Annotated in this window: 15 protein-coding genes; 6 read left to right on the top strand and 9 right to left on the bottom strand. The window is 64.6% G+C overall.

Going from position 1 to position 19,196, the window contains the following annotated elements; translation table 11 throughout:
* Positions 1–67: 67 nt before the first annotated feature.
* From otsB to otsA, 3 genes are all read left to right on the top strand, one after another.
* Positions 68–826 carry a trehalose-phosphatase gene (gene otsB, locus AC13F7_RS03935; protein ID WP_482999313.1) on the top strand — a complete coding sequence of 253 codons (759 nt, stop codon included), beginning with the start codon at positions 68–70 and terminating at the stop codon, positions 824–826.
* Between the two features lie 87 nt (positions 827–913).
* Positions 914–2,695: a glycoside hydrolase family 15 protein gene (locus tag AC13F7_RS03930; protein ID WP_353087280.1), complete on the top strand. Its 1,782-nt coding sequence runs from the start codon at positions 914–916 to the stop codon at positions 2,693–2,695.
* Positions 2,692–4,056 (top strand): alpha,alpha-trehalose-phosphate synthase (UDP-forming), encoded by a 1,365-nt coding sequence (gene otsA / locus AC13F7_RS03925; protein WP_313213011.1) that lies wholly within the window; start codon positions 2,692–2,694, stop codon positions 4,054–4,056. Before AC13F7_RS03930 ends, otsA begins: the two co-directional genes overlap by 4 nt.
* 31 nt (positions 4,057–4,087) lie before the next feature.
* Here otsA and AC13F7_RS03920 read toward each other — a convergent pair whose 3' ends face one another.
* From AC13F7_RS03920 to rluD, 3 genes are read right to left on the bottom strand one after another with little or no spacing between them, the layout of a single operon-like run.
* Positions 4,088–4,525, bottom strand: a complete 438-nt coding sequence (locus AC13F7_RS03920; RefSeq protein WP_482999312.1) for a thiol-disulfide oxidoreductase DCC family protein — start codon at positions 4,523–4,525, stop codon at positions 4,088–4,090.
* Positions 4,510–5,289, bottom strand: coding sequence for a peptidoglycan editing factor PgeF (gene pgeF / locus AC13F7_RS03915; RefSeq protein WP_482999311.1), 780 nt, complete (start codon positions 5,287–5,289; stop codon positions 4,510–4,512). Before pgeF ends, AC13F7_RS03920 begins: the two co-directional genes overlap by 16 nt.
* Positions 5,289–6,284 (bottom strand): 23S rRNA pseudouridine(1911/1915/1917) synthase RluD, encoded by a 996-nt coding sequence (rluD, locus tag AC13F7_RS03910; RefSeq protein WP_123730367.1) that lies wholly within the window; start codon positions 6,282–6,284, stop codon positions 5,289–5,291. Before rluD ends, pgeF begins: the two co-directional genes overlap by 1 nt.
* Positions 6,285–6,400: 116 nt before the next feature.
* Between rluD and AC13F7_RS03905 the strand changes: the two genes are divergently transcribed.
* Positions 6,401–7,285, top strand: coding sequence for an outer membrane protein assembly factor BamD (locus AC13F7_RS03905; RefSeq protein ID WP_259259374.1), 885 nt, complete (start codon positions 6,401–6,403; stop codon positions 7,283–7,285).
* Between the two features lie 49 nt (positions 7,286–7,334).
* On the opposite strand, the gene AC13F7_RS03900 is transcribed toward AC13F7_RS03905, so the two are convergent.
* The 3 genes from AC13F7_RS03900 to sucC all read right to left on the bottom strand — a co-directional run bounded on the left by AC13F7_RS03900 (position 7,335) and on the right by sucC (position 11,133).
* Positions 7,335–8,969, bottom strand: coding sequence for an NAD+ synthase (locus AC13F7_RS03900; RefSeq protein ID WP_482999310.1), 1,635 nt, complete (start codon positions 8,967–8,969; stop codon positions 7,335–7,337).
* A gap of 97 nt (positions 8,970–9,066) precedes the next feature.
* Complete coding sequence (sucD, locus tag AC13F7_RS03895; protein ID WP_176988385.1) at positions 9,067–9,942, bottom strand: succinate--CoA ligase subunit alpha; 876 nt, start codon at positions 9,940–9,942, stop codon at positions 9,067–9,069.
* A 21-nt stretch (positions 9,943–9,963) separates the two neighbouring features.
* Positions 9,964–11,133, bottom strand: a complete 1,170-nt coding sequence (sucC, locus tag AC13F7_RS03890; RefSeq protein ID WP_166923844.1) for an ADP-forming succinate--CoA ligase subunit beta — start codon at positions 11,131–11,133, stop codon at positions 9,964–9,966.
* Between the two features lie 332 nt (positions 11,134–11,465).
* Here sucC and AC13F7_RS03885 point away from each other — a divergent pair, with 332 nt between their 5' ends.
* The gene (locus AC13F7_RS03885; RefSeq protein WP_482999309.1) at positions 11,466–13,079 is read left to right on the top strand and encodes a sensor histidine kinase; all 1,614 of its coding nucleotides are present in this window, start codon (positions 11,466–11,468) and stop codon (positions 13,077–13,079) included.
* 72 nt (positions 13,080–13,151) lie between these two features.
* A complete protein-coding gene (locus AC13F7_RS03880; protein WP_482999308.1) occupies positions 13,152–14,537 on the top strand; it encodes a sigma-54-dependent transcriptional regulator in 1,386 nt (461 codons plus the stop codon).
* A gap of 91 nt (positions 14,538–14,628) precedes the next feature.
* Here the strand turns inward: AC13F7_RS03880 and pilB are convergent, their stop codons facing one another.
* From pilB to AC13F7_RS03865, 3 genes are all read right to left on the bottom strand, one after another.
* Positions 14,629–16,353 (bottom strand): type IV-A pilus assembly ATPase PilB, encoded by a 1,725-nt coding sequence (gene pilB / locus AC13F7_RS03875; RefSeq protein ID WP_482999491.1) that lies wholly within the window; start codon positions 16,351–16,353, stop codon positions 14,629–14,631.
* Positions 16,350–18,461: a sulfatase-like hydrolase/transferase gene (locus AC13F7_RS03870; protein WP_482999307.1), complete on the bottom strand. Its 2,112-nt coding sequence runs from the start codon at positions 18,459–18,461 to the stop codon at positions 16,350–16,352. The genes pilB and AC13F7_RS03870 overlap by 4 nt, the downstream gene beginning before the upstream one ends.
* A 104-nt stretch (positions 18,462–18,565) precedes the next feature.
* Positions 18,566–18,994 (bottom strand): pilin, encoded by a 429-nt coding sequence (locus tag AC13F7_RS03865; RefSeq protein ID WP_346472524.1) that lies wholly within the window; start codon positions 18,992–18,994, stop codon positions 18,566–18,568.
* Positions 18,995–19,196 lie beyond the last annotated feature (202 nt).

The raw sequence follows: 19,196 nt of genomic DNA, 5'->3' as shown, positions 1-19,196 counted from the left end.
CCGGCCGCGGCGTGGATGTGGGCGTCATTAACCTGGCAATCACATCCACGCTGGCATGTTGGCCGCTATGGCCAACGACTTCCCCCAACGTCCGCCGCCGCCGCTGCTGGACGATGCCTGTGCGCTGTTCCTGGACGTGGATGGCACCCTTATCGAGTTCGCGGACGACCCTGAGTCGGTCGCGTTGCTGCCCGACGTGCGTGAAGCCATCGGGCGTATCAGCGACCGGCTCGATGGTGCTGTCGCGCTGATCAGCGGGCGACCGCTCGCGCAGCTGGACAAACTCTTTGCACCGTTGAGCCTGCCCGCCGCCGGCCTGCATGGTCATGAGCTGCGCAACCACGAGCCGCGTGCGCAGAGCAGTGATCCGTCTGCCGATACCAGCGAGTGGCTGCATGCCCTGCACCAGCAGGCGATGCGCTTCGCGCATGGCTATCCCGGCGTCCTGGTCGAGGACAAAGGCCGCAGTCTGGCTCTGCACTGGCGCGGGGCACCGCACGCCGCCGACGACGTGCGCGCTTTCGCCGAGCGGCACATCCGCGGCCACGCCGGCTACCGGCTGCAGCCCGGCGATCACGTCATCGAATTCCTGCCCGAGGGCAGCGACAAGGGACGTGCGATGCGGCAGTTGATGCTGCAGCCCCCGTTCCGCGATCGCATGCCGGTGTTCGTCGGCGATGACCTTACCGATGAGTTCGGCTTCGGCGCCGCCAACGATCTGCATGGCTGGAGCGTGCTGGTCGGTGAACGCGAGCCCAGCGATGCGGTGTTTGCCCTGCCCACCATACGCAGCGTGCACGCGTGGCTTCGCGAGAATGCCTACTGATGCCTTGATCCCCAAGGCCCCCTGACGCCGCGCGCAGGTCTCCCCCACCGGTGTGCCGCCGCGGCATGACACGAGACTTTCTGCATCATGAGCGAACCCGATCTGAATCTGGGCGTAGTCGGCAATGGCAGCTTCGGCGCGCTGATCGACAAGCACGCGCGTGTTGTCTGGAGCTGTCTGCCGACCTTCGACGGTGACCCGACCTTCTGCGCCCTGCTCGGCCCCAATCAACAGGAAGGCGGCGACTTCGGCATCGAGCTGGAGGACATGGTCGACAGCGAACAGAGCTACCTGACCAACACCGCCATCCTGCGCACCGTGCTGCGTGACAAGCACGGTGGCGCGCTGGAAATCATCGACTTCGCGCCGCGGTGGCGCCAGAACGACCGCTTTTACCGGCCGGTCAGCCTGATCCGCCAGGTGCGTCCACTGTCGGGCAACCCGCGCATCATCGTGCGCGCACGCCCGCTGGCCGACTGGGGCGCCCGCGTCCCGGATGCCACCTGGGGCAGCAATCACATCCGCTGGGTGCTGCCGGACCACGTGCTGCGCCTGACCACCGATGTGCCGCTGCGTTTCGTTCGCGATGGCCTGCCGTTCGTACTCAATCATCCCGTGCATCTGGTGCTCGGCGTGGACGAATCGCTCAACCGCTCACTCAGTGGCTACGTGCAGGAATCCTTCCAGCGCACGCGCGACTATTGGCGCGAATGGGTGCGTTATCTGTCCATCCCGCTGGAGTGGCAGGACGCGGTGATCCGCAGCGCGATCACGCTCAAGCTGTGCCAGTACGAAGACAGCGGCGCGATCATCGCCGCGATGACCACCTCCATCCCGGAAGCGCCCGGCAGCATCCGCAACTGGGACTACCGCTACTGCTGGCTGCGCGATGCCGCCTTCGTGGTGCGCACGCTCAACCGCCTCGGCGCGACCCGCACGATGGAGCAGTTCCTGGGCTACATCTTCAACCTGGCCACCGCTGATGGCAGCCTGCAGCCGCTGTATGGCATCAGCTTTGAGGCCAAGCTGGAGGAAACCGAAGTCGCCTCGCTGTCCGGCTATCGCGGCATGGGCCCGGTGCGCCGCGGCAACCTGGCCTGGGTGCAGCGCCAGCACGATGTGTACGGCAGCGTGGTGCTCGCCTCCACCCAGCTGTTCTTCGATCGCCGTCTGCAGGATCCGGGCGATGCGCACACCTTCGCCCGGCTGGAGCCGCTCGGCGAGCAGGCCTTCACCCTGCACGACGTACCCGATGCCGGGCTGTGGGAATTCCGCGGCCGCACGGAGGTACACACCTACACCAGCGCGATGTGCTGGGCAGCCTGTGATCGCCTGTGCAAGATCGCGGTGCGCCTGAAGCTGGATGACCGCGCCACCTACTGGCGTGAGCGGGCCGACACCATCCATGCCCGCATCATGCGCGAGGCATGGAGCGAAGAACTCGGCCACTTCACCGACACCTTCGGCGGGCACCGCCTGGACGCCTCGTTGCTGCTGCTGGCCGACATCGGCTTCATCGAAGCCACGGATGCGCGCTTCGTTGCCACGGTCGAGGCGATCGGCCGCGATCTCAAGCACGGCAACGCGCTGTACCGTTACGTGGCGCCGGATGATTTCGGCGAGCCGGAAACCAGCTTCACCATCTGCACGTTCTGGTACATCGATGCACTTGCCGCGATCGGCCGTCTGGACGAAGCACGCGAGATGTTCGAAACGCTGCTGGAGCGGCGCAACCACCTGGGCCTGCTCTCCGAGGATCTGGCGTTCGACAACGGCGAAGCATGGGGCAACTTCCCGCAGACCTATTCGCACGTGGGCCTGATCACCGCCGCCATGCGCCTGTCGCGCAGCTGGCAGGAGGCCTCATGAGCCGCCTGGTCGTCGTCTCCAACCGGGTCGCCGTTCCCGGTGAATCCCGCGCCGGCGGCCTGGCGGTCGGCCTGCTGGCCGCGCTCAAGGAGCGTGGCGGGCTGTGGTTCGGCTGGAGCGGCAAGTCCACCCGCGACAACAGCGGCACGCTGCACGAGCAGGTGGACGGTGACATCCGCTACGTCACCATGGACCTCAACAAACGCGACGTGGATGGCTACTACAACGGCTTCGCCAACCGCACGCTGTGGCCGTTGCTGCACTTCCGGCTGGACCTGGTCGACTACGACCGCGCCACGCGCGAAACCTATCGCCGCGTCAACGCGTTGTTCGCCGAGAAGCTCGCGCCGCTGCTGCGCGAGGACGACATCGTCTGGATCCACGACTATCACCTGATCCCGCTGGCCTCGCTGCTGCGCGAGCGCGGCATCGGCTGCCGGATCGGCTTCTTCCTGCACGTGCCGATGCCCTCGGCCGATCTGCTGCAGGCGCTGCCGGACCACCTGCGGCTGTTCTCCAGCCTCTACGCCTACGATCTGGTCGGCTTTCAGACCCAGCGCGATGCGGATCGTTTCCAGTCCTACGTGCGCCTGTTCGGTGGCGGCCGCGTATTGCCCGATGGCGAGCTGGAAGCACCCGGTGGCCGACGTTTCCGCGCGGCCGCTTTCCCGATCGGCATCGATACTGAGTTCATTGCTCGCCAGGCCAAGGCGGGGGCGAACAAGCCGGCGGTCAAGGACCTGCGCGGCAGCCTGCGCAATCGTCAGCTGGCGATCGGCGTGGACCGGCTGGACTACTCCAAGGGCCTGCCCGAACGCTTCCAGGGGTTCGAGCGCTATCTGGAGCGCCATCCGGACCAGCACGGCTCGTTGACCTACCTGCAGATCGCCCCGGTCTCGCGCGGGGATGTCACCGAGTACCGTCAGCTGCGCAGCCAGCTGGAGCAGATCGCCGGCCACATCAACGGTGGTCATGCTGCACCCGACTGGACCCCGTTGCGCTACGTCAATCAGAACTTCACCCACGCCACCCTGACCGGTTTCTACCGGGCGGCTGCGGTCGGGCTGGTGACGCCGCTGCGCGATGGCATGAACCTGGTCGCCAAGGAATACGTCGCCTCGCAGGACCCCGAGAATCCGGGCGTGCTGGTGCTGTCACTGCTGGCCGGTGCCGCAGATGAGTTGAAGCAGGCGCTGCTGGTCAATCCGCATGACCTGGATGGCGTGGCCGATGCGATCGCCACGGCGGCAACCATGCCGCTGAAGAAGCGCGTGGAGCGCTGGCAGGCGATGATGGAGCACCTGCGCACCTACGACATCAATCATTGGCGGCGGACGTATCTGCAGGCGCTGGAAGGGTAGTGCCGGCCGCTGGCCGGCAACGCGTCCCTTCTTAGTCCAGGAACCGAGCCGCCTGCTCTGGAGTCGGTAGAAAACACGTGTCGTGACGACCGAACCACCGATACCGGTTGCGCGCCAGCGCGCGATACGCGCGGTCAAGCAGCGCGCGGGGCAACCAGCGCAGCACGCCGACTACACGCCATGCACCGCCCAACCCGGTCAGCACGCGGAGGATCGCATCGGTGTCCGTCCATGCGTGCCCCTGCTCGAGCAGCAGGAACGAGGACGGATCCTCCGGATCCAGCCCGTGCGCCTCCATCAAAGCGCGTCCGTGCACGCCCTGCATCGCAGCGAAGCGATAGCGGCCGCGCGTGTCGACGCGCAGCAGGAACCGCACCCAGCGGCTGCACAGTGCGCAGACGCCGTCGAAGACGATGACCGCGTCGGCCGCTCCACTCACCGCCTGTTCTATGGTCAGGGCGCGATCCACGCCAGGGTCGCCATGCGCCCGGTGCGGCGGTCGCGCCGGTGCGAGTAGAACCGCTGGGGATCCGCCAGGGTGCAGTACTGCCCGCCACTGATGTGTGCCGCGTCCAGGCCTGCAGACTGCAGGCGCCGGCGGGCCAGCGCGTACAGGTCCACCTTCCAGTGCCCCGGCCGGGTCGCCACGAAGGCTGCGGCGGCGCCCTCGTCGCGCTCGACGAAGGCCTCGAACACGTCCTCGCCGATCTCATACAGCGCGGGCCCGGCGGCCGGGCCCAGCCATGCCTGCAGCTGCGCGGCCGGGGTCTGCATGGCGGCCACGGTGGCCTCCAGCATGCCGTCGGCCAGCCCACGCCAGCCGGCATGGGTGGCGCCGACCTCACGGCCATCGCGCGCGGCGAGAACCACCGGCAGGCAGTCAGCGGTGAGGATGGCCAGTACCACACCCGGGACCGAGGTCACCGCCGCATCGGCGGTGGGTTCAGCGTCCACGCCGATGGCCGTCGGCGGCGCGGTGAAGCGACGCACGCCGGTGCCATGCACCTGGCGCAGCCAATGCGGCGCCGAGGGCAGGCCCAGCCCGGGCACGAGCAGATCGCGGTTGCGCTGCACCTGCGCCGGGTCATCGCCGTCGGCGGCGTAGCGGTTGCCCATGTTGAACTGATCGAACGGCGCCACCGAACCGCCCGCGCCGAAGCGCAGGGTGGTCAGCGCATGGACCCCGCTCGGGGCCTGCCAGTCGGCGGGCAGCACGGGCACGGTGGCGTCCATCAGCGGCGGTTGCGTTCCTGCTCGGCGAAGCGCTTGCTGTCTTCGCGCAGGGCGTGCAGCAGGGCCTGCATGTCGGCCGGCGGCGGCGCGCTGTTGGTGATCTTCTCGCCCGTGATCGGGTGCACGAACTCCAGCGTTTCAGCGTGCAGCGCCTGGCGCTTGAAGCCGCGCAGTTCGGCCACCAGCTCCTCGCTGGCGCCCTTGGGCAGCTTCAGCGCACCGCCATACAGCTGATCGCCGATGATCGGATGCCGCAGGTGCGCCATGTGTACGCGGATCTGGTGGGTGCGCCCGGTTTCCAGGCGGCATTCCAGCGCGGTGTGCGCACGGAAACGCTCGCGCAGGCGGTAATGGGTGATCGCCTCCTTGCCGTCTTCGCGCACGGCCATGCGGATGCGGTCGCGCGGGTGGCGGTCGATACCGGCGGTGGCGGTGCCGCCGGAGACCAGCGCACCGACCACCACGGCCAGGTACTGGCGATGCACTTCACGCGCGGACAACTGCTCGACCAGCGCGGTCTGCGCCTGGATCGTGCGGGCGATGACCATCACGCCGCTGGTGTCCTTGTCCAGACGGTGCACGATGCCCGCACGCGGCAGCACCGACAGCGACGGATCGCGGAACAGCAGCGCGTTGACCAGGGTGCCGGTGGGGTTGCCCGCGCCGGGGTGGACCACCAGGCCGACCGGCTTGTTGATCACGAATACATGCTCGTCCTCGTACAGGACCTCCAGCGGGATGTCCTCCGGCTCGGCGTGGGTCTGGGTGTCGAGCACGACATGCAGGCTGGCCACCTCGCCGCCGCGCACCGGGTCGCGCCCGCGCACGGTGTCGCCGTCCAGCAGGACGTCGCCGGACTTGATCCACTCGGTCAGCTTGGACCGGGAAAACTCGGGGAACAGCTCGGCCAGGACCGCGTCAAAACGCCGGCCGGCGGCGGTATCGGGCACGATGGCCTGGCGGGGGGAATCGGAATCAGCAGGGGTATCGGACATGGGGGCACACCGCAATAGGGACAATTTTGGGGTCCGGGCGACCAGTTTCAGTCGCGGGACAGGCCACTAGGCTATCATCGACCCTTCGTATTCCAGCCGCGTCCCGCCCTGACCCCATGATCCGACGCTCCGTTATGCTGTCCGCGCCCGTCCGCCTCGCCGCCCTGATGCTGGTGCTGCTCTTCGTTGCCACCGGTTGCCACCGCGGTACCAAGGGCAAGAATCCGGATGAAGGTCTGCCGGTCGAAAGCCTCTATGAGAAGAGCCACAAGCTCATGGAAGGGGGGAACTGGAGCGGTGCCGAAGCCAGCTTCCGCCGTCTGGTGGCCCAATACCCGTATGGCCCGTACACCGAACAGGCGATGATCGAGAGCGCCTACGCCCAGTACAAGGCCGGCAAGCACGATGACGCGGTGTCCAGCGTGGACCGCTTCATCCGTACCTACCCGACCCACCGCAACATCGCCTACATGTACTACCTGCGCGGCCTGGCCAATGGCAATCGCGACACGGTCTTCCTGCGCCGCGTCTGGTCGCTGGACCCGAGCCGCCGTGACCTGTCCAGCCCGCGCCAGGCCTATGCCGACTTCACCATCGTCACCGAGCGCTACCCCAACAGCCGCTACGCCGCCGATGCGCGCCAGCGGATGATCGCCCTGCGCGACGTGTTCGCCCAGTACGAGCTGGACAACGCCCTGTACTACCTGCGCCGCGAGGCGTACGTCTCGGCCGCTGGCCGCGCCAACTTCCTGCTGGAGAACTACCCGCAGAGCGCGTTCCAGTACGACGCCGTGGCCGCCCTGGGCGAGGCCTACACCCACCTGGGCAACAAGACCCTGGCCGACGATGCCCGCCGCGTGCTCGAGCTGAACCAGCCCGACCACCCGTGGCTGCAGGGCAAGTGGCCGAAGTACCCGTGGATGGTGCGCAAGCTGAACCCGTTTGCCGGCGAGAAGTCCGCCAGTACCGGTGAACGCAACGCCACGATGAACCGCAAGTAATAAAAAAGGCCCCGAAAGGGGCCTTTTTTATTACGGTAGCGCCCGACGCCTACCCCTTGTACCCATTGCTGATCGGGTACCGCCGCTCCCGCCCGAACGCCCGGCGCGAGACCTTCGGGCCCGGGGCAGCCTGATGGCGCTTCCACTCGCTGGTGCGCACCAGGCGCAGCACACGGTCCACCACCTCGGGGGCGTACCCGGCGGCCACGATCTCCTCGCGCGACTGCTCCTGGTCCACATAGCGGTACAGGATGCCGTCCAGCACGTCGTAGGCCGGCAGCGAGTCCTGGTCGGTCTGGTTGGCGCGCAGTTCGGCCGAGGGCGGGCGGGAAATCACCGCTGGCGGGATCACCGGGGCGCCGCCCACGGTATTGCGCCACTTGGAAAGGCCGAACACCTCCGTCTTGTACAGGTCCTTGAGCGGGGCGTAGCCGCCGCACATGTCGCCGTAGATGGTGGCGTAGCCCACCGCGTACTCGCTCTTGTTGCCGGTGGTCAGCAGCAGCCCGCCGAACTTGTTGGACAGCGCCATCAGGATCACGCCCCGGCTGCGCGACTGCAGGTTCTCTTCGGTCACATCGGCCGCCTGCCCCTCGAACATCGGGCCCAGCGCGGCCATCAGGCCCTCGAACACCGGCTCGATCGAGACCGCCTCCAGCTTCACGCCCAGCGCGCGGCACTGCTCGGCCGCCAGATCGTTGGACATGTCCGCCGTGTAGCGCGACGGCAGCCGTACCGCGGTGACGTTGGCTGCGCCCAGCGCATCCACCGCCATCGCCAGCACCAGGGCCGAATCGATGCCGCCGGACAGGCCGAGCCAGACCTTCTTGAAACCGTTCTTGCGGCAGTAATCCTGAATCCCGCGGGTCACCGCGCGCCAGGCCAGCGCATCCATGCTCTCATCGCCGTCGTCCATCCACTCGCGCGGCAGGAAGCGGCGCGCATCGGCGTCGTAATCCACCACCAGCCACTGGTCGGTGAAGGCCGCCGCGGCCGGATGCACCGTACCGTCGCCGTCAGCGACGACCGAGGCGCCATCGAACACCAATGCGTCCTGGCCGCCCACCACATTGAGGTAGGCGATCGCCGCCCCGCTCTCACGGGTACGCTCGGCCAACAGCGCATCGCGCTGGGCATGCTTGCCACGCTCGTACGGGGAGGCATTGGGCACGATCACCAGCTGCGCGCCGGCACGCACGGTATCGGCCAGCGGCTCGGCGAACCACAGGTCCTCGCAGACCAGCACGCCGACCGGCACGCCCTTCATCTCGAACACGCAGCTGCCACCGTCCGGATCGACATCGAAGTAACGGCGCTCATCGAACACCGCGTAATTGGGCAGCTCGCGCTTGCGGTAGGTGTGTTCGACCTTGCCATCGCGCAGCACGCTGGCCGCGTTGTAGACCACCGCACCGGCGGCCTGTGGCCAACCGACCACGGCGGCGATGCCGGTGGTGGCCGCTGCGATGCGCTCCAGCGCCTGCTGGCAGTCGTACAGGAAGCCCGGGCGCAGCAGCAGATCCTCCGGCGGATAGCCGCTGATCGCCAGCTCCGGAAACACCACCAGCTCGGCACCGTATTCATCGCGCGCCTCGGCGATCATCGCGATGATGTTGTCGGTGTTCTGCGCCACCGCGCCAACCGGAAAATCAAACTGCGCCAGGGCAATGCGGAGCGACGTCATGGGGGTCCAGCCTGTGGTTGCAATACGCTCATTGTAGTGCCTGAAAAGCAGAAGGCCGCCCGGAGGCGGCCTTCTTTACATCACGCGAGCAGGTCGATTACTTGACCAGCTTGGCGATGGCAGCGCCCAGGTCGCCCGGCGAGCGGACGGTGACAACACCGGCAGCTTCCATGGCGGCGAACTTGCCTTCGGCGGTGCCCTTGCCGCCCGATGCGATCGCACCGGCGTGGCCCATGCGCTTGCCGGCCGGAGCCGAGGCGCCCGCGATGAAGCCGACGACCGGCTTCTTCACGTGGTTCTTGATGTACTCAGCGCCGGCTTCTTCAGCGTCGCCGCCGATTTCGCCGACCATGATGATGCCTTCGGTCTGCGGATCTTCGTTGAACAGCTTCAGGCAGTCGACGAAGTTCAGGCCGTTGATCGGGTCACCACCGATGCCGATGCAGGTGGACTGGCCCAGGCCGACTTCCGTGGTCTGCTTGACCGCTTCATAGGTCAGGGTGCCCGAGCGCGACACGATGCCGATCTTGCCCGGCTTGTGGATGTGGCCGGGCATGATGCCGATCTTGCACTCGCCCGGGGTGATCACGCCGGGGCAGTTCGGCCCGATCAGCACGGTGTCCGGATGCGAGCGGGTCAGCACGTTCTTGACGCGCAGCATGTCCAGCACCGGAATGCCTTCGGTGATGCACACGATGACCTGGATGCCGGCCGCAGCCGCTTCCAGGATCGCATCAGCCGCGTACGGCGGCGGCACGTAGATGACCGACGCGTTGGCGCCGGTGCTCTGCACGGCGTCGGCAACGGTGTTGAAGACCGGCAGATCGATGTGGGTGGTGCCGCCCTTGCCGGGGGTCACGCCGCCAACAACCTGGGTGCCGTACTCGATCATCTGAGTGGCGTGGAAGGTGCCCTGCTGGCCGGTGAAGCCCTGCACGATCACCTTGGTGTTCTTGTTAATCAAAACGGACATTGGATTTCCTTCGGTGTCGGATCAGGCAGCGTTCTTGACAGCTTCGACGACCTTCTTGGCACCGTCGTTGATGTTGTCGGCCGGGATGATGGCCATGCCGCTGTCACGCAGCAGCTGCTTGCCTTCTTCCACGTTGGTGCCTTCCAGGCGCACCACGACCGGAACCTTGACGCCCACTTCCTTGACCGCGGCGATGATGCCTTCGGCAATCATGTCGCAGCGGACGATGCCGCCGAAAATGTTGACGAAGATGCCTTCGACCTTGTCCGAGGACAGGATCAGCTTGAACGCTTCGATGACGCGCTGCTTGTTCGCACCGCCGCCCACGTCCAGGAAGTTCGCCGGCTCGCCGCCGTTGAGCTTGATGACGTCCATGGTGGCCATGGCCAGACCGGCGCCGTTGACCATGCAGCCGATGTTGCCGTCCATGGTGACGTAGTTGATGTCCAGCTCCGAAGCGGTCACTTCGGTTTCGTCTTCCTGGGTCTTGTCGCGCATGGCAACCAGCGCCTTCTGACGGAACGCGGCGTTGTCGTCGCTGTCGAACTTGCCGTCCAGCGCGTACAGGTTGCCGTCGTCCAGGATGGCCAGCGGGTTGATTTCAACCAGGGCCAGGTCCTTTTCGTTGAACAGGCGGTACAGGTTCACCATGATGCTGGCGAACTGGCCGGCCTGCTTGGCGGTCAGGCCCAGCTTGAAGCCGAAATCACGGCCGTGGTAACCCTGCACGCCTTCAACGAAATCAACGTTGAGCGAGTGGATCAGCTCCGGGGTTTCAGCGGCGACCTGCTCGATCTCCACGCCGCCTTCCGAAGAGGCGATGTAGGTGATGGTCTTGGTGCCACGGTCAACCAGCACCGACAGGTACAGTTCCTTGACGATCTCACCGGCGGTGGTCACCAGCACCAGGTTGACCGGCAGTTCAACGCCAGCGGTCTGGTAGGTGGCCATCTTGGTGCCGAGCATCTTGGCCGCAGCGGCCTTCACGTCGTCGGTGGTCTTGCAGAACTTGACGCCGCCAGCCTTGCCGCGGCCGCCAGCGTGGATCTGCGCCTTGACCATCCAGGGGCCCTGGCCCAGAGCGTTGGCAGCGTCAACTGCTTCGTCCGGGGTCGCCGCGACCTTGCCGGCCGGAACGGGAATGCCGTACTCGGCAAGCAGCTGTTTTGACTGGTATTCGTGGAAATTCATGCGTCACCGTGGGAATAGGAACGACCGCACGCATCTCCAAGGCTCCCTCACGGGGGCGCCGGTAAGGACCGCGGCGGGCCCACTATTGTGGACGACCCGGCGCGCGCGCGCAAAGAAGTCAGTCCCAAGACACCCGCCCGGGGCCGTTTCCGGCGCAATTTCAGGCAGTTGCGGGCGGTGCCGCAAACCACTCCCCCGGCCGCCCATGGCGGGGCCGCGCAGCCTTCCCGCCCCGGCGCACGGCCCGGCCTTCACACCACCACGGCGGGCCTGCGCCCCCAAAGCGGGCCGGACGCCCTACACTGCCCGCGTGCCAGAAGGGGAGTTCCGGCGTGTCACCCAGTGCTTCATTGATCGACCGCATCGAATCGATTCCGCGGCGCGAGCTGTATTTCTTCGCGCTGTATCGCCTGCTGATGGCCTCGGTCATCGCCGCCTTGCTGTTCAGCCCGCTCAGCAGCCTGGTGGGCTCGGCCGAGCATCCGCGCCTGGCCACCATCGTGGTCATTGCCTACCTGGTCGTCGCCCTGCTGGTGCTGCTGTTCGGCCGCAACGAGCGTTGGCTGCGCACCATCGTGGTGTGGAGCGTGGCCGCCGACATCATCGCCGCGACCCTGCTGGCGCATGCCCTGCCCGGTGCCAGCGCGGGCATCTCGATGTCGCTGCTGTTCAACATCGCCGCCGCCGCGACCCTGCTGCCGCTGAGCATGGGGCTGGGCCTGGCGGTCGCGGCCAGCCTCGCCACGGCCGGCGAATACCTGTGGAAGCTGGTCGAAGGCGGTGATCCCACCCGCACCCTGGCCGAGCTGGCGATGTTCGTCACCAGCTACCTGGCCATCGCCTTCATCAGTTACCAGGTCGGCAACCGCGCCCGCATGAACCAGCAGTTGGCCAACCAGCGCGGCGATGAAGTGGCCAACCTCTTCCAGATCAACGAACTGATCATCCGGCGCATGCGCACCGGGGTGATCGTGGTCGATGGCGCCAACCGCATCACGCTGGCCAACGAAGCGGCCTCCACCCTGCTCGGCGATGCCGACGGCAACAGTGGCAGCGGCCGCCTGGAGCTGGGCAGCGCCTCACCGGAGCTCAGCCGCCGCCTGCAACGCTGGCGCAACGGCTGGACCAACGAAGAACTGCCCCTGCAGCTCTCGCCGGACCAGCCCGAGGTGCAGCCGCGCTTTGCCCGCCTGCTGGCCGGCAGCGACCTGACCCTGGTGTTCCTGGATGATTCCACGGTGGTCTCGCGCCGCGCCGAATCGCTCACCCTCTCGGCGATGGGCCGCTTCTCGGCCAGCCTTGCCCATGAGATCCGCAACCCGCTGGCGGCGATCAACTACGCGGCCCAGCTGCTGGAAGAATCGGCCGACATCGGCGACACCGACCGCCGCCTGCTGCAGATCATCGGCCAGCAGTGCCAGCGCACCAATGGCATCGTGGAAAGCGTGCTCGGCCTGGCGCGGCGCGAGCGCGCCAACCCGGAGAACGTGGACCTGGCCGCCTTCGTGCGCCGCTTCGTGCTGGAGTACAAGCAGGGCCTGTCGCTGGAAACCGACAGCGTGGAGCCGATCATCAGCGAGACCTCCGTGCATGCGCTGGTGGACCCGCGCCACCTGCACCAGATCCTGACCGTGCTGGTCCACAACGCGCTCAAGTACGGCCGCGTGGCCGAAGAGCCCGCGCGCGTGCGGCTGCGCGTGTCGCGCCAGGACCGCATCGCCATCATCGATGTGATGGACCGTGGCCCGGGCATTCCCGAGACCGTGGCCAGCCAGTTGTTCCGCCCCTTCTTCACCACCTCCGAGCACGGGACCGGGCTGGGGCTGTATATCGCCCGTGAGCTGTGCCGCGCCAACCAGGCCCGGCTGGAGTACGTCTCCGTGCCGGCCGGCGGCGCCTGCTTCCGGCTGATCCTGGCCGGCCCGCACACGATGATGTCCGGATGAGCCACGCACACACCCGCCTGCCACCGTCAAACATTTGTCGCCAACGACCGCCCTCGGCTATCTTCCTTCCTTATGAATGACACCCGCAGCGCCCTCGTCGTCGACGACGAACGCGACATCCGCGAACTGCTGGTACTGACCCTGGGCCGGATGGGCCTGCGCATCAGCACCGCGGCCAATCTCGCCGAAGCCCGTGAGCTGCTCGCCAGCAACCCCTACGACCTGTGCATCACCGACATGCGGTTGCCCGACGGCAACGGCATCGAACTGGTCACCGAGATCGCGCAGCACTACCCGCGCACCCCGGTGGCGATGATCACTGCGTTCGGCAGCATGGACCTGGCGGTGGAAGCCCTGAAGGCCGGCGCGTTCGATTTCGTCAGCAAGCCGGTCGACATCTCGGTGCTGCGCGGCCTGGTCAAACACGCGCTGGAACTCAACAACAGCGAGCGTGCCGCCCCGGCGCCGCTGGCCCCGGAGCAGGCCGCGCGCCTGCTGGGCGATTCGCCCTCGATGGACGTGCTGCGCGCCACCATTGCCAAGGTCGCGCGCAGCCAGGCCCCGGTCTACATCCTGGGCGAATCCGGCGTCGGCAAGGAGCTGGTCGCGCGCACCATCCACGCCCAGAGCGCCCGCGCGCCCGGCGCCTTCGTGCCGGTCAACTGCGGCGCGATCCCGTCGGAGTTGATGGAGAGCGAGTTCTTCGGCCACAAGAAGGGCAGCTTCAGTGGTGCCCACGCCGACAAGCCCGGCCTGTTCCAGGCGGCGCATGGCGGCACCCTGTTCCTGGATGAAGTGGCCGAGCTGCCCCTGCAGATGCAGGTCAAGCTGCTGCGCGCGATCCAGGAAAAATCCATCCGCCCGGTTGGCGCTGCCACCGAGGTACCGGTGGACGTGCGCATCCTTTCGGCCACCCACAAGGACCTGGGCGAGCTGGTCGAAGATGGCCGCTTCCGCCACGACCTGTACTACCGCATCAACGTGATCGAACTGCGCGTGCCGCCGCTGCGCGAGCGCCGCAGCGACCTGCCCGCGCTGGCCGCCTCGATCCTGGCCCGGCTGGCCCGCACCCACGGCCGCCCGACCCCGCTGCTGGCGCCCTCGGCGCTGGACGCCCTGGCCCAGTACCACTTCCCCGGCAACGTGCGCGAACTGGAGAACATCCTGGAGCGCGCGTTGGCCTTGGCCGAGGAAGACCGTATCGGTGCCAGCGACCTGCGTCTGCCGCAGCTCGCGCCGCGCTTCGGTGCCAGCACTGCGGCCACCACGCAGCAGGAGGCTGTGATCGACCTGCCCACCGGCAGCGGCGCCCTGCCCTCCTACATCGAACAGATGGAGCGCACCGCGATCCAGAAGGCACTGGAAGAAAACCGCTGGAACAAGACCCGCACCGCCGCGCAGCTGGGCATTACCTTCCGCGCGTTGCGCTACAAGCTGAAAAAGCTGGGCATGGAGTAGCGCCACCCCATGGGTGGCTGCCCGGGATCACCGTCCCAGCAATGAAAAGGCCCGCATCCGCGGGCCTTTTCGCAAGCTCATACGACGCCGATCAATCCTTGGTCACACGGTTGATCTCGGCAAGTCCGGTCACACCCGCCGCCGCCTTGATCAGCGCCGACTGGCGCAGGTCGTTGACGCCCGCCTGCTGCGCAGCCTCGGCAATCTGCAGCGCATTGCCCCCAGCCAGCACGATGGTTGAAATCTCATCGGTCATCGGCATCACCTGGTACAGGCCGGTACGGCCCTTGTAGCCCTCGGTGCACTCATCGCAGCCGACCGGCTCGAACAGCTTGATGCCGGCATCCAGCTGGGCTTGGGTAAACCCCTCGGCCAGCAGCGCATTGGCCGGCAGCTCAACCGGGCGCTTGCAGTTGTTGCACAGCCGACGCGCCAGGCGCTGGGCGATCACCAACGTCACCGAGCTGGTGATGTTGTACGGCGCGATGCCCATGTTCATCAGGCGTGCGATGGTCTGCGGCGCATCGTTGGTATGCAGCGTGGACAGCACCATGTGACCGGTCTGCGCCGCCTTGATCGCGATCTCGGCCGTTTCCAGGTCGCGGATTTCGCCGACCATGATGATGTCCGGATCCTGACGCAGGAACGAGCGCAGCGCCGCGGCAAAGGTCATGCCGCGCTTGACGTTCTGCTGTACCTGGTTGACGCCGGGCAGGCGGATTTCCACCGGGTCTTCGGCGGTGGAGATGTTGCGCGTCTCATCATTGAGGATGCCCAGCGCGGTATACAGCGAAACCGTCTTACCCGAGCCGGTCGGGCCGGTGACCAGCACCATGCCGTAGGGCTTGTGGATCGCATCCAGGAACAGCTTCTGCTGGGCCGGCTCGTAACCGAGCTTGTCGATACCCAGCTTGGCCGCGCTGCCATCCAGGATACGCAGCACGACTTTTTCGCCGAACAGCGTGGGCAGGGTGCTGACGCGGAAATCGATCTGCTTGGTCTTGGAGAGGTTGAGCTTGATGCGCCCATCCTGCGGCACGCGCTTCTCGGCGATGTCCAGTTGCGCCATCACCTTCAGGCGCGCGGCGATGCGCTGATTGAGCTTGACCGGGGCTTTGGCCACGTTCTTGAGCAGACCATCGATGCGCAGGCGCACACGATAGTCGTCTTCGTAGGGTTCGAAGTGGATGTCGGAGGCGCCTTTGCGGATGGCGTCTACGAGGACTTTGTTGACGAACTTTACGACGGGAGTGTCGTCGCCTTTGGCGTCGACGCCGGAATCGCTGACTCCGCCTTCTTCATCAGCTGCCGAAACATCGAGGTCACCCATGTCGTCATCTTCGCCACCGAGCGCCGACCCCAAGGTGTCCTGCTTGGACTGCCACTGCTCCAGCGTGCGGCGGATCTGGTCCTCGTCGACCAAGATGGGCTCCACTACCAAATTTGTGTGGAATTTGATCTCGTCCAGTGAATGAGTAGGGTCGCTTGTACCTACGAACAGTCTGCCGCCACGCTTGAAGAGCGGCAGCAAGTGGTGCTTGCGCAGCAGTTCTTCGCTGACGAGACCCATTGCATTCTGATTGTTATCGAAGACAGACACGTCCAGTAGCGGCATACCGAACTCCAGTGCATTAGCGGCAGCTAGCTGAGCACTGGTAACCAGTTTTTTCTGCGCAAACCACTGCGGCAACGGCAGCCGCGCTGCTGTTGCTTGCATCATTGCCTCGCGCGCTGCCCCCTCTTCAATCGCGCCATCCTGTACCAGGCGCCTAGCGATGCCGGTAATGCCGACTAAATTCAAAACCTGGGTATTCATTGTCGTACCTGATGGGTTTCCGGGGCTACTGATCGGCCTGCTTCCTGCCTCCGACACCAATGCTGGCTAAATGTACCATCCGCGCCGTAGTATTCGCAGACAGCCTCTTGCAGAACGGCGATCCCTGGAGCACTTGACGGGTACTCAGTGCAGCTCAAGACCTTGGACTCGTAGTCGATCACCTTCCAGCAGCCCGTGCCACCTGAGCCTCCTTCTAGGACAGGGTCGGTCATGACGCCTAGGCGACCAACGGAAGCCCCGCGCTGCTTCTGCGAGATTTTCAGCGGAAGCAGCTCGGGCTTGACCTCGAACCTAAGATCAGAAGTAACGCCATAAAGATAGGACATCTCCATTGCGACTGCCCTTTCATCAATATCCGCCCTTTCGACTCCCGCAGAACGAAGTCCATTCTCAAAGAATCTTACTCTTTGCGAAGAGATGTCTAAGCCACTACCCAAAGCCGGCGACCATGAAATACCTTCATAGCCACCAACAGGAAGCCCAAGCTCCTCACTGATAGTGGGAGCGACATCAATAATGGATGCGGCGCCAAGCATCGTCCTCGGAAGGAAATCAGGCTCACCGTTTCGATAGCGCTGAATGGCCATTACAATGCTGTTTTGCGCACTAGAGAGTGCAAAGCTCCCATGCCCATGAAAACCAAGCAAACTACTGCGCCCCGACCCATCGCGATAAACAACAGCATCACGCCGCATAGCGAAATCCTCACCATGATCCGACATAATCAGGACGATTGCATTTTGAAGACGCCCCTGGCTCCTTAGCTCATCAATCAAAGATCCAACCTGACGATCTACATGTTGCAGCGCGCGCAGGTATTGAGAAGGCGCATCTTCATAGCCAGGAACAGTCTTTATGGCAGAGAAATCGCTCTTCTCGAAGAGCCCAGAAGGCATGTAAGGCCAATGCGGGAGGCAGAAGTGACTTACCAGGAAAAGAGGCTTGTCTGTCGGCGCATTTCGAATGGATCGAACCAAACGTTGCGTGTGATCAGCAGCCCTATAGCTTCGATAAGCAGCGCGGTTACCCTGTATTGGGCTCAGCCACTCGGTAGACGGCATTACCAAAGTTAGCAGATTCGTGCCTACTGTGTCCAAAGTCCCACCGACGACAAAGTCCAGTGCACCCGGTGTCGGCGTCACCACTTCATCAAAACCGAAGGACGAATCAAAATTCGCGAAACGTGATTCGTCCATTGCCAGCATTGTGCTGTATCCACTCCCCTTAAGCGTCCAGGCCAACGTATCCGTGCGATCAAAAACGGCACGTGGGTACAAGTTGAATCTTGCGCCATGCTTTATCGGGTTCTTTCCACTAAAAAGACTCATGTAAGAAACAAAAGTCCTTGCCAAGGGAGTCTTGGCATCGGAGACGATTACGAAATCGCTCATCATCCGATCTAAATTTGTCGTAACACCCTGAACCCTCACCCCATACGCCGGAAGGAAATCCGGCCGCAGTGAGTCAACCCCAATAATTATTACGTTTGGCGCCTGCCCTTCAGTGAAAGACGCATCATTTCCAGCAAAGAGGTCGAAAGAACCCCACACAGCAAACATGAGAAGCGCCGAAATAGCCGCGAATCCCGCAATCTTACGAAATCGCCTGATAATGGTATACAGGGCACACACTGTCGCCACAAGCACGCAACCCAGTAGCGCAAAGATAAGTACTGGCGATAGCGATTGCACCATCAACACTTCTGATTCACGAAATGCATTAGATAAAGGGAAAAAGTATTGGTTTGCAAAGAAAGCCAGGAGAACCACGCCAAATACAAAGCACAGGCAGCCCCAAAGGGATTCCTTGTATTTGGGCCAAAGAACGTACGCCGATTGCCGAAAGATGAAAACGGCACCGACCGTCAGCACCAGATGCGTTACAACTCCCAGCGCTAGATACCCAAGAACCGCCGGTAACGCGCCGCGACCGGATAGTAGTTCTTGAGCCAACTGTTGCTGCATTACATCTGCCTTGGCATTCGCCCCCCCCTGGCCGAAAGCATGCAACATCTCTGACAACTGGAAACAGAAAACTGCAACTCCGACGAAAAAAGCAACTAAAAACTGCCGCCATCCCATCCACATATACGTCCCTCCATGGAAAAAGGGCCCTGCAAAGCAGGACCCTTTGATATTCCAGCACCTGTCAACTCACGTCGGCAGATACCTTAGTCCCCTATGAGGACTGATTAGCTACGGCATTCCGCCGGGTAATACTTCTGCTCACTGGCGCTACCGACACACTTCCAAGTGGTACCGACGGCACCGGACTGAGCGGTGGGCGTATAGGTCAGAACGGTACCCTTGCCCTTGTCCGTGGTCATGGTCACAGCGATCGCGCCAGTGGCGGCGGTGCAGGTCATCGATTCCACGTTCGGATTGTTGGCAGGAATGGCCGTGTCAACTCCAACGCAGGCATCATCCGGCACGGTCCCACCATTGTTAGCGATGTTCTCAGCAACCGTGACCTTCGCCCCAGCTGCAATGACCGAGGCCTCAGACACCCGAGCGCGAACGGTGTAGTCCTGATATGCCGGCAGCGCGATGGCAGCCAGGATGGCGATGATCGCCACAACAATCATCAATTCGATCAGGGTAAAGCCCTGCTGCTTCTTCATGAGTACATCCCCTAGAGGTAGAAATATAGAAAGGGCACTGGGCCATTGCCTGACCGGCGAACCGGGTGAGCGAGGCGGGCGCCCCGTGCGGGTGGATCGAAGCAGGTTGCGTGCCAACAGTGCCAGCAATGCTCCCCAGCATTCCCCGGCGCAATGATGGCACCAATCTTCAGGATTGGAACCCCCCTCACAACAATTTGCG

The organism is Stenotrophomonas sp. K-6, from assembly GCF_056861555.1.
This window is presented reverse-complemented; position numbering and strand designations above follow the sequence as displayed.

What these genes read in the sequence shown, in the direction of transcription:
- sucD (WP_176988385.1), bottom strand. Translation starts at nt 9,942, where the DNA reads ATGTCCGTTTTGATTAACAAGAACACCAAGGTGATCGTGCAGGGCTTC.
- otsA (WP_313213011.1), top strand. Translation starts at nt 2,692, where the DNA reads ATGAGCCGCCTGGTCGTCGTCTCCAACCGGGTCGCCGTTCCCGGTGAA.
- pgeF (WP_482999311.1), bottom strand. Translation starts at nt 5,289, where the DNA reads ATGGACGCCACCGTGCCCGTGCTGCCCGCCGACTGGCAGGCCCCGAGC.
- AC13F7_RS03930 (WP_353087280.1), top strand. Translation starts at nt 914, where the DNA reads ATGAGCGAACCCGATCTGAATCTGGGCGTAGTCGGCAATGGCAGCTTC.
- AC13F7_RS03900 (WP_482999310.1), bottom strand. Translation starts at nt 8,969, where the DNA reads ATGACGTCGCTCCGCATTGCCCTGGCGCAGTTTGATTTTCCGGTTGGC.
- pilB (WP_482999491.1), bottom strand. Translation starts at nt 16,353, where the DNA reads ATGAATACCCAGGTTTTGAATTTAGTCGGCATTACCGGCATCGCTAGG.
- rluD (WP_123730367.1), bottom strand. Translation starts at nt 6,284, where the DNA reads ATGTCCGATACCCCTGCTGATTCCGATTCCCCCCGCCAGGCCATCGTG.
- sucC (WP_166923844.1), bottom strand. Translation starts at nt 11,133, where the DNA reads ATGAATTTCCACGAATACCAGTCAAAACAGCTGCTTGCCGAGTACGGC.
- otsB (WP_482999313.1), top strand. Translation starts at nt 68, where the DNA reads ATGGCCAACGACTTCCCCCAACGTCCGCCGCCGCCGCTGCTGGACGAT.
- AC13F7_RS03865 (WP_346472524.1), bottom strand. Translation starts at nt 18,994, where the DNA reads ATGAAGAAGCAGCAGGGCTTTACCCTGATCGAATTGATGATTGTTGTG.
- AC13F7_RS03870 (WP_482999307.1), bottom strand. Translation starts at nt 18,461, where the DNA reads ATGTGGATGGGATGGCGGCAGTTTTTAGTTGCTTTTTTCGTCGGAGTT.
- AC13F7_RS03905 (WP_259259374.1), top strand. Translation starts at nt 6,401, where the DNA reads ATGATCCGACGCTCCGTTATGCTGTCCGCGCCCGTCCGCCTCGCCGCC.
- AC13F7_RS03880 (WP_482999308.1), top strand. Translation starts at nt 13,152, where the DNA reads ATGAATGACACCCGCAGCGCCCTCGTCGTCGACGACGAACGCGACATC.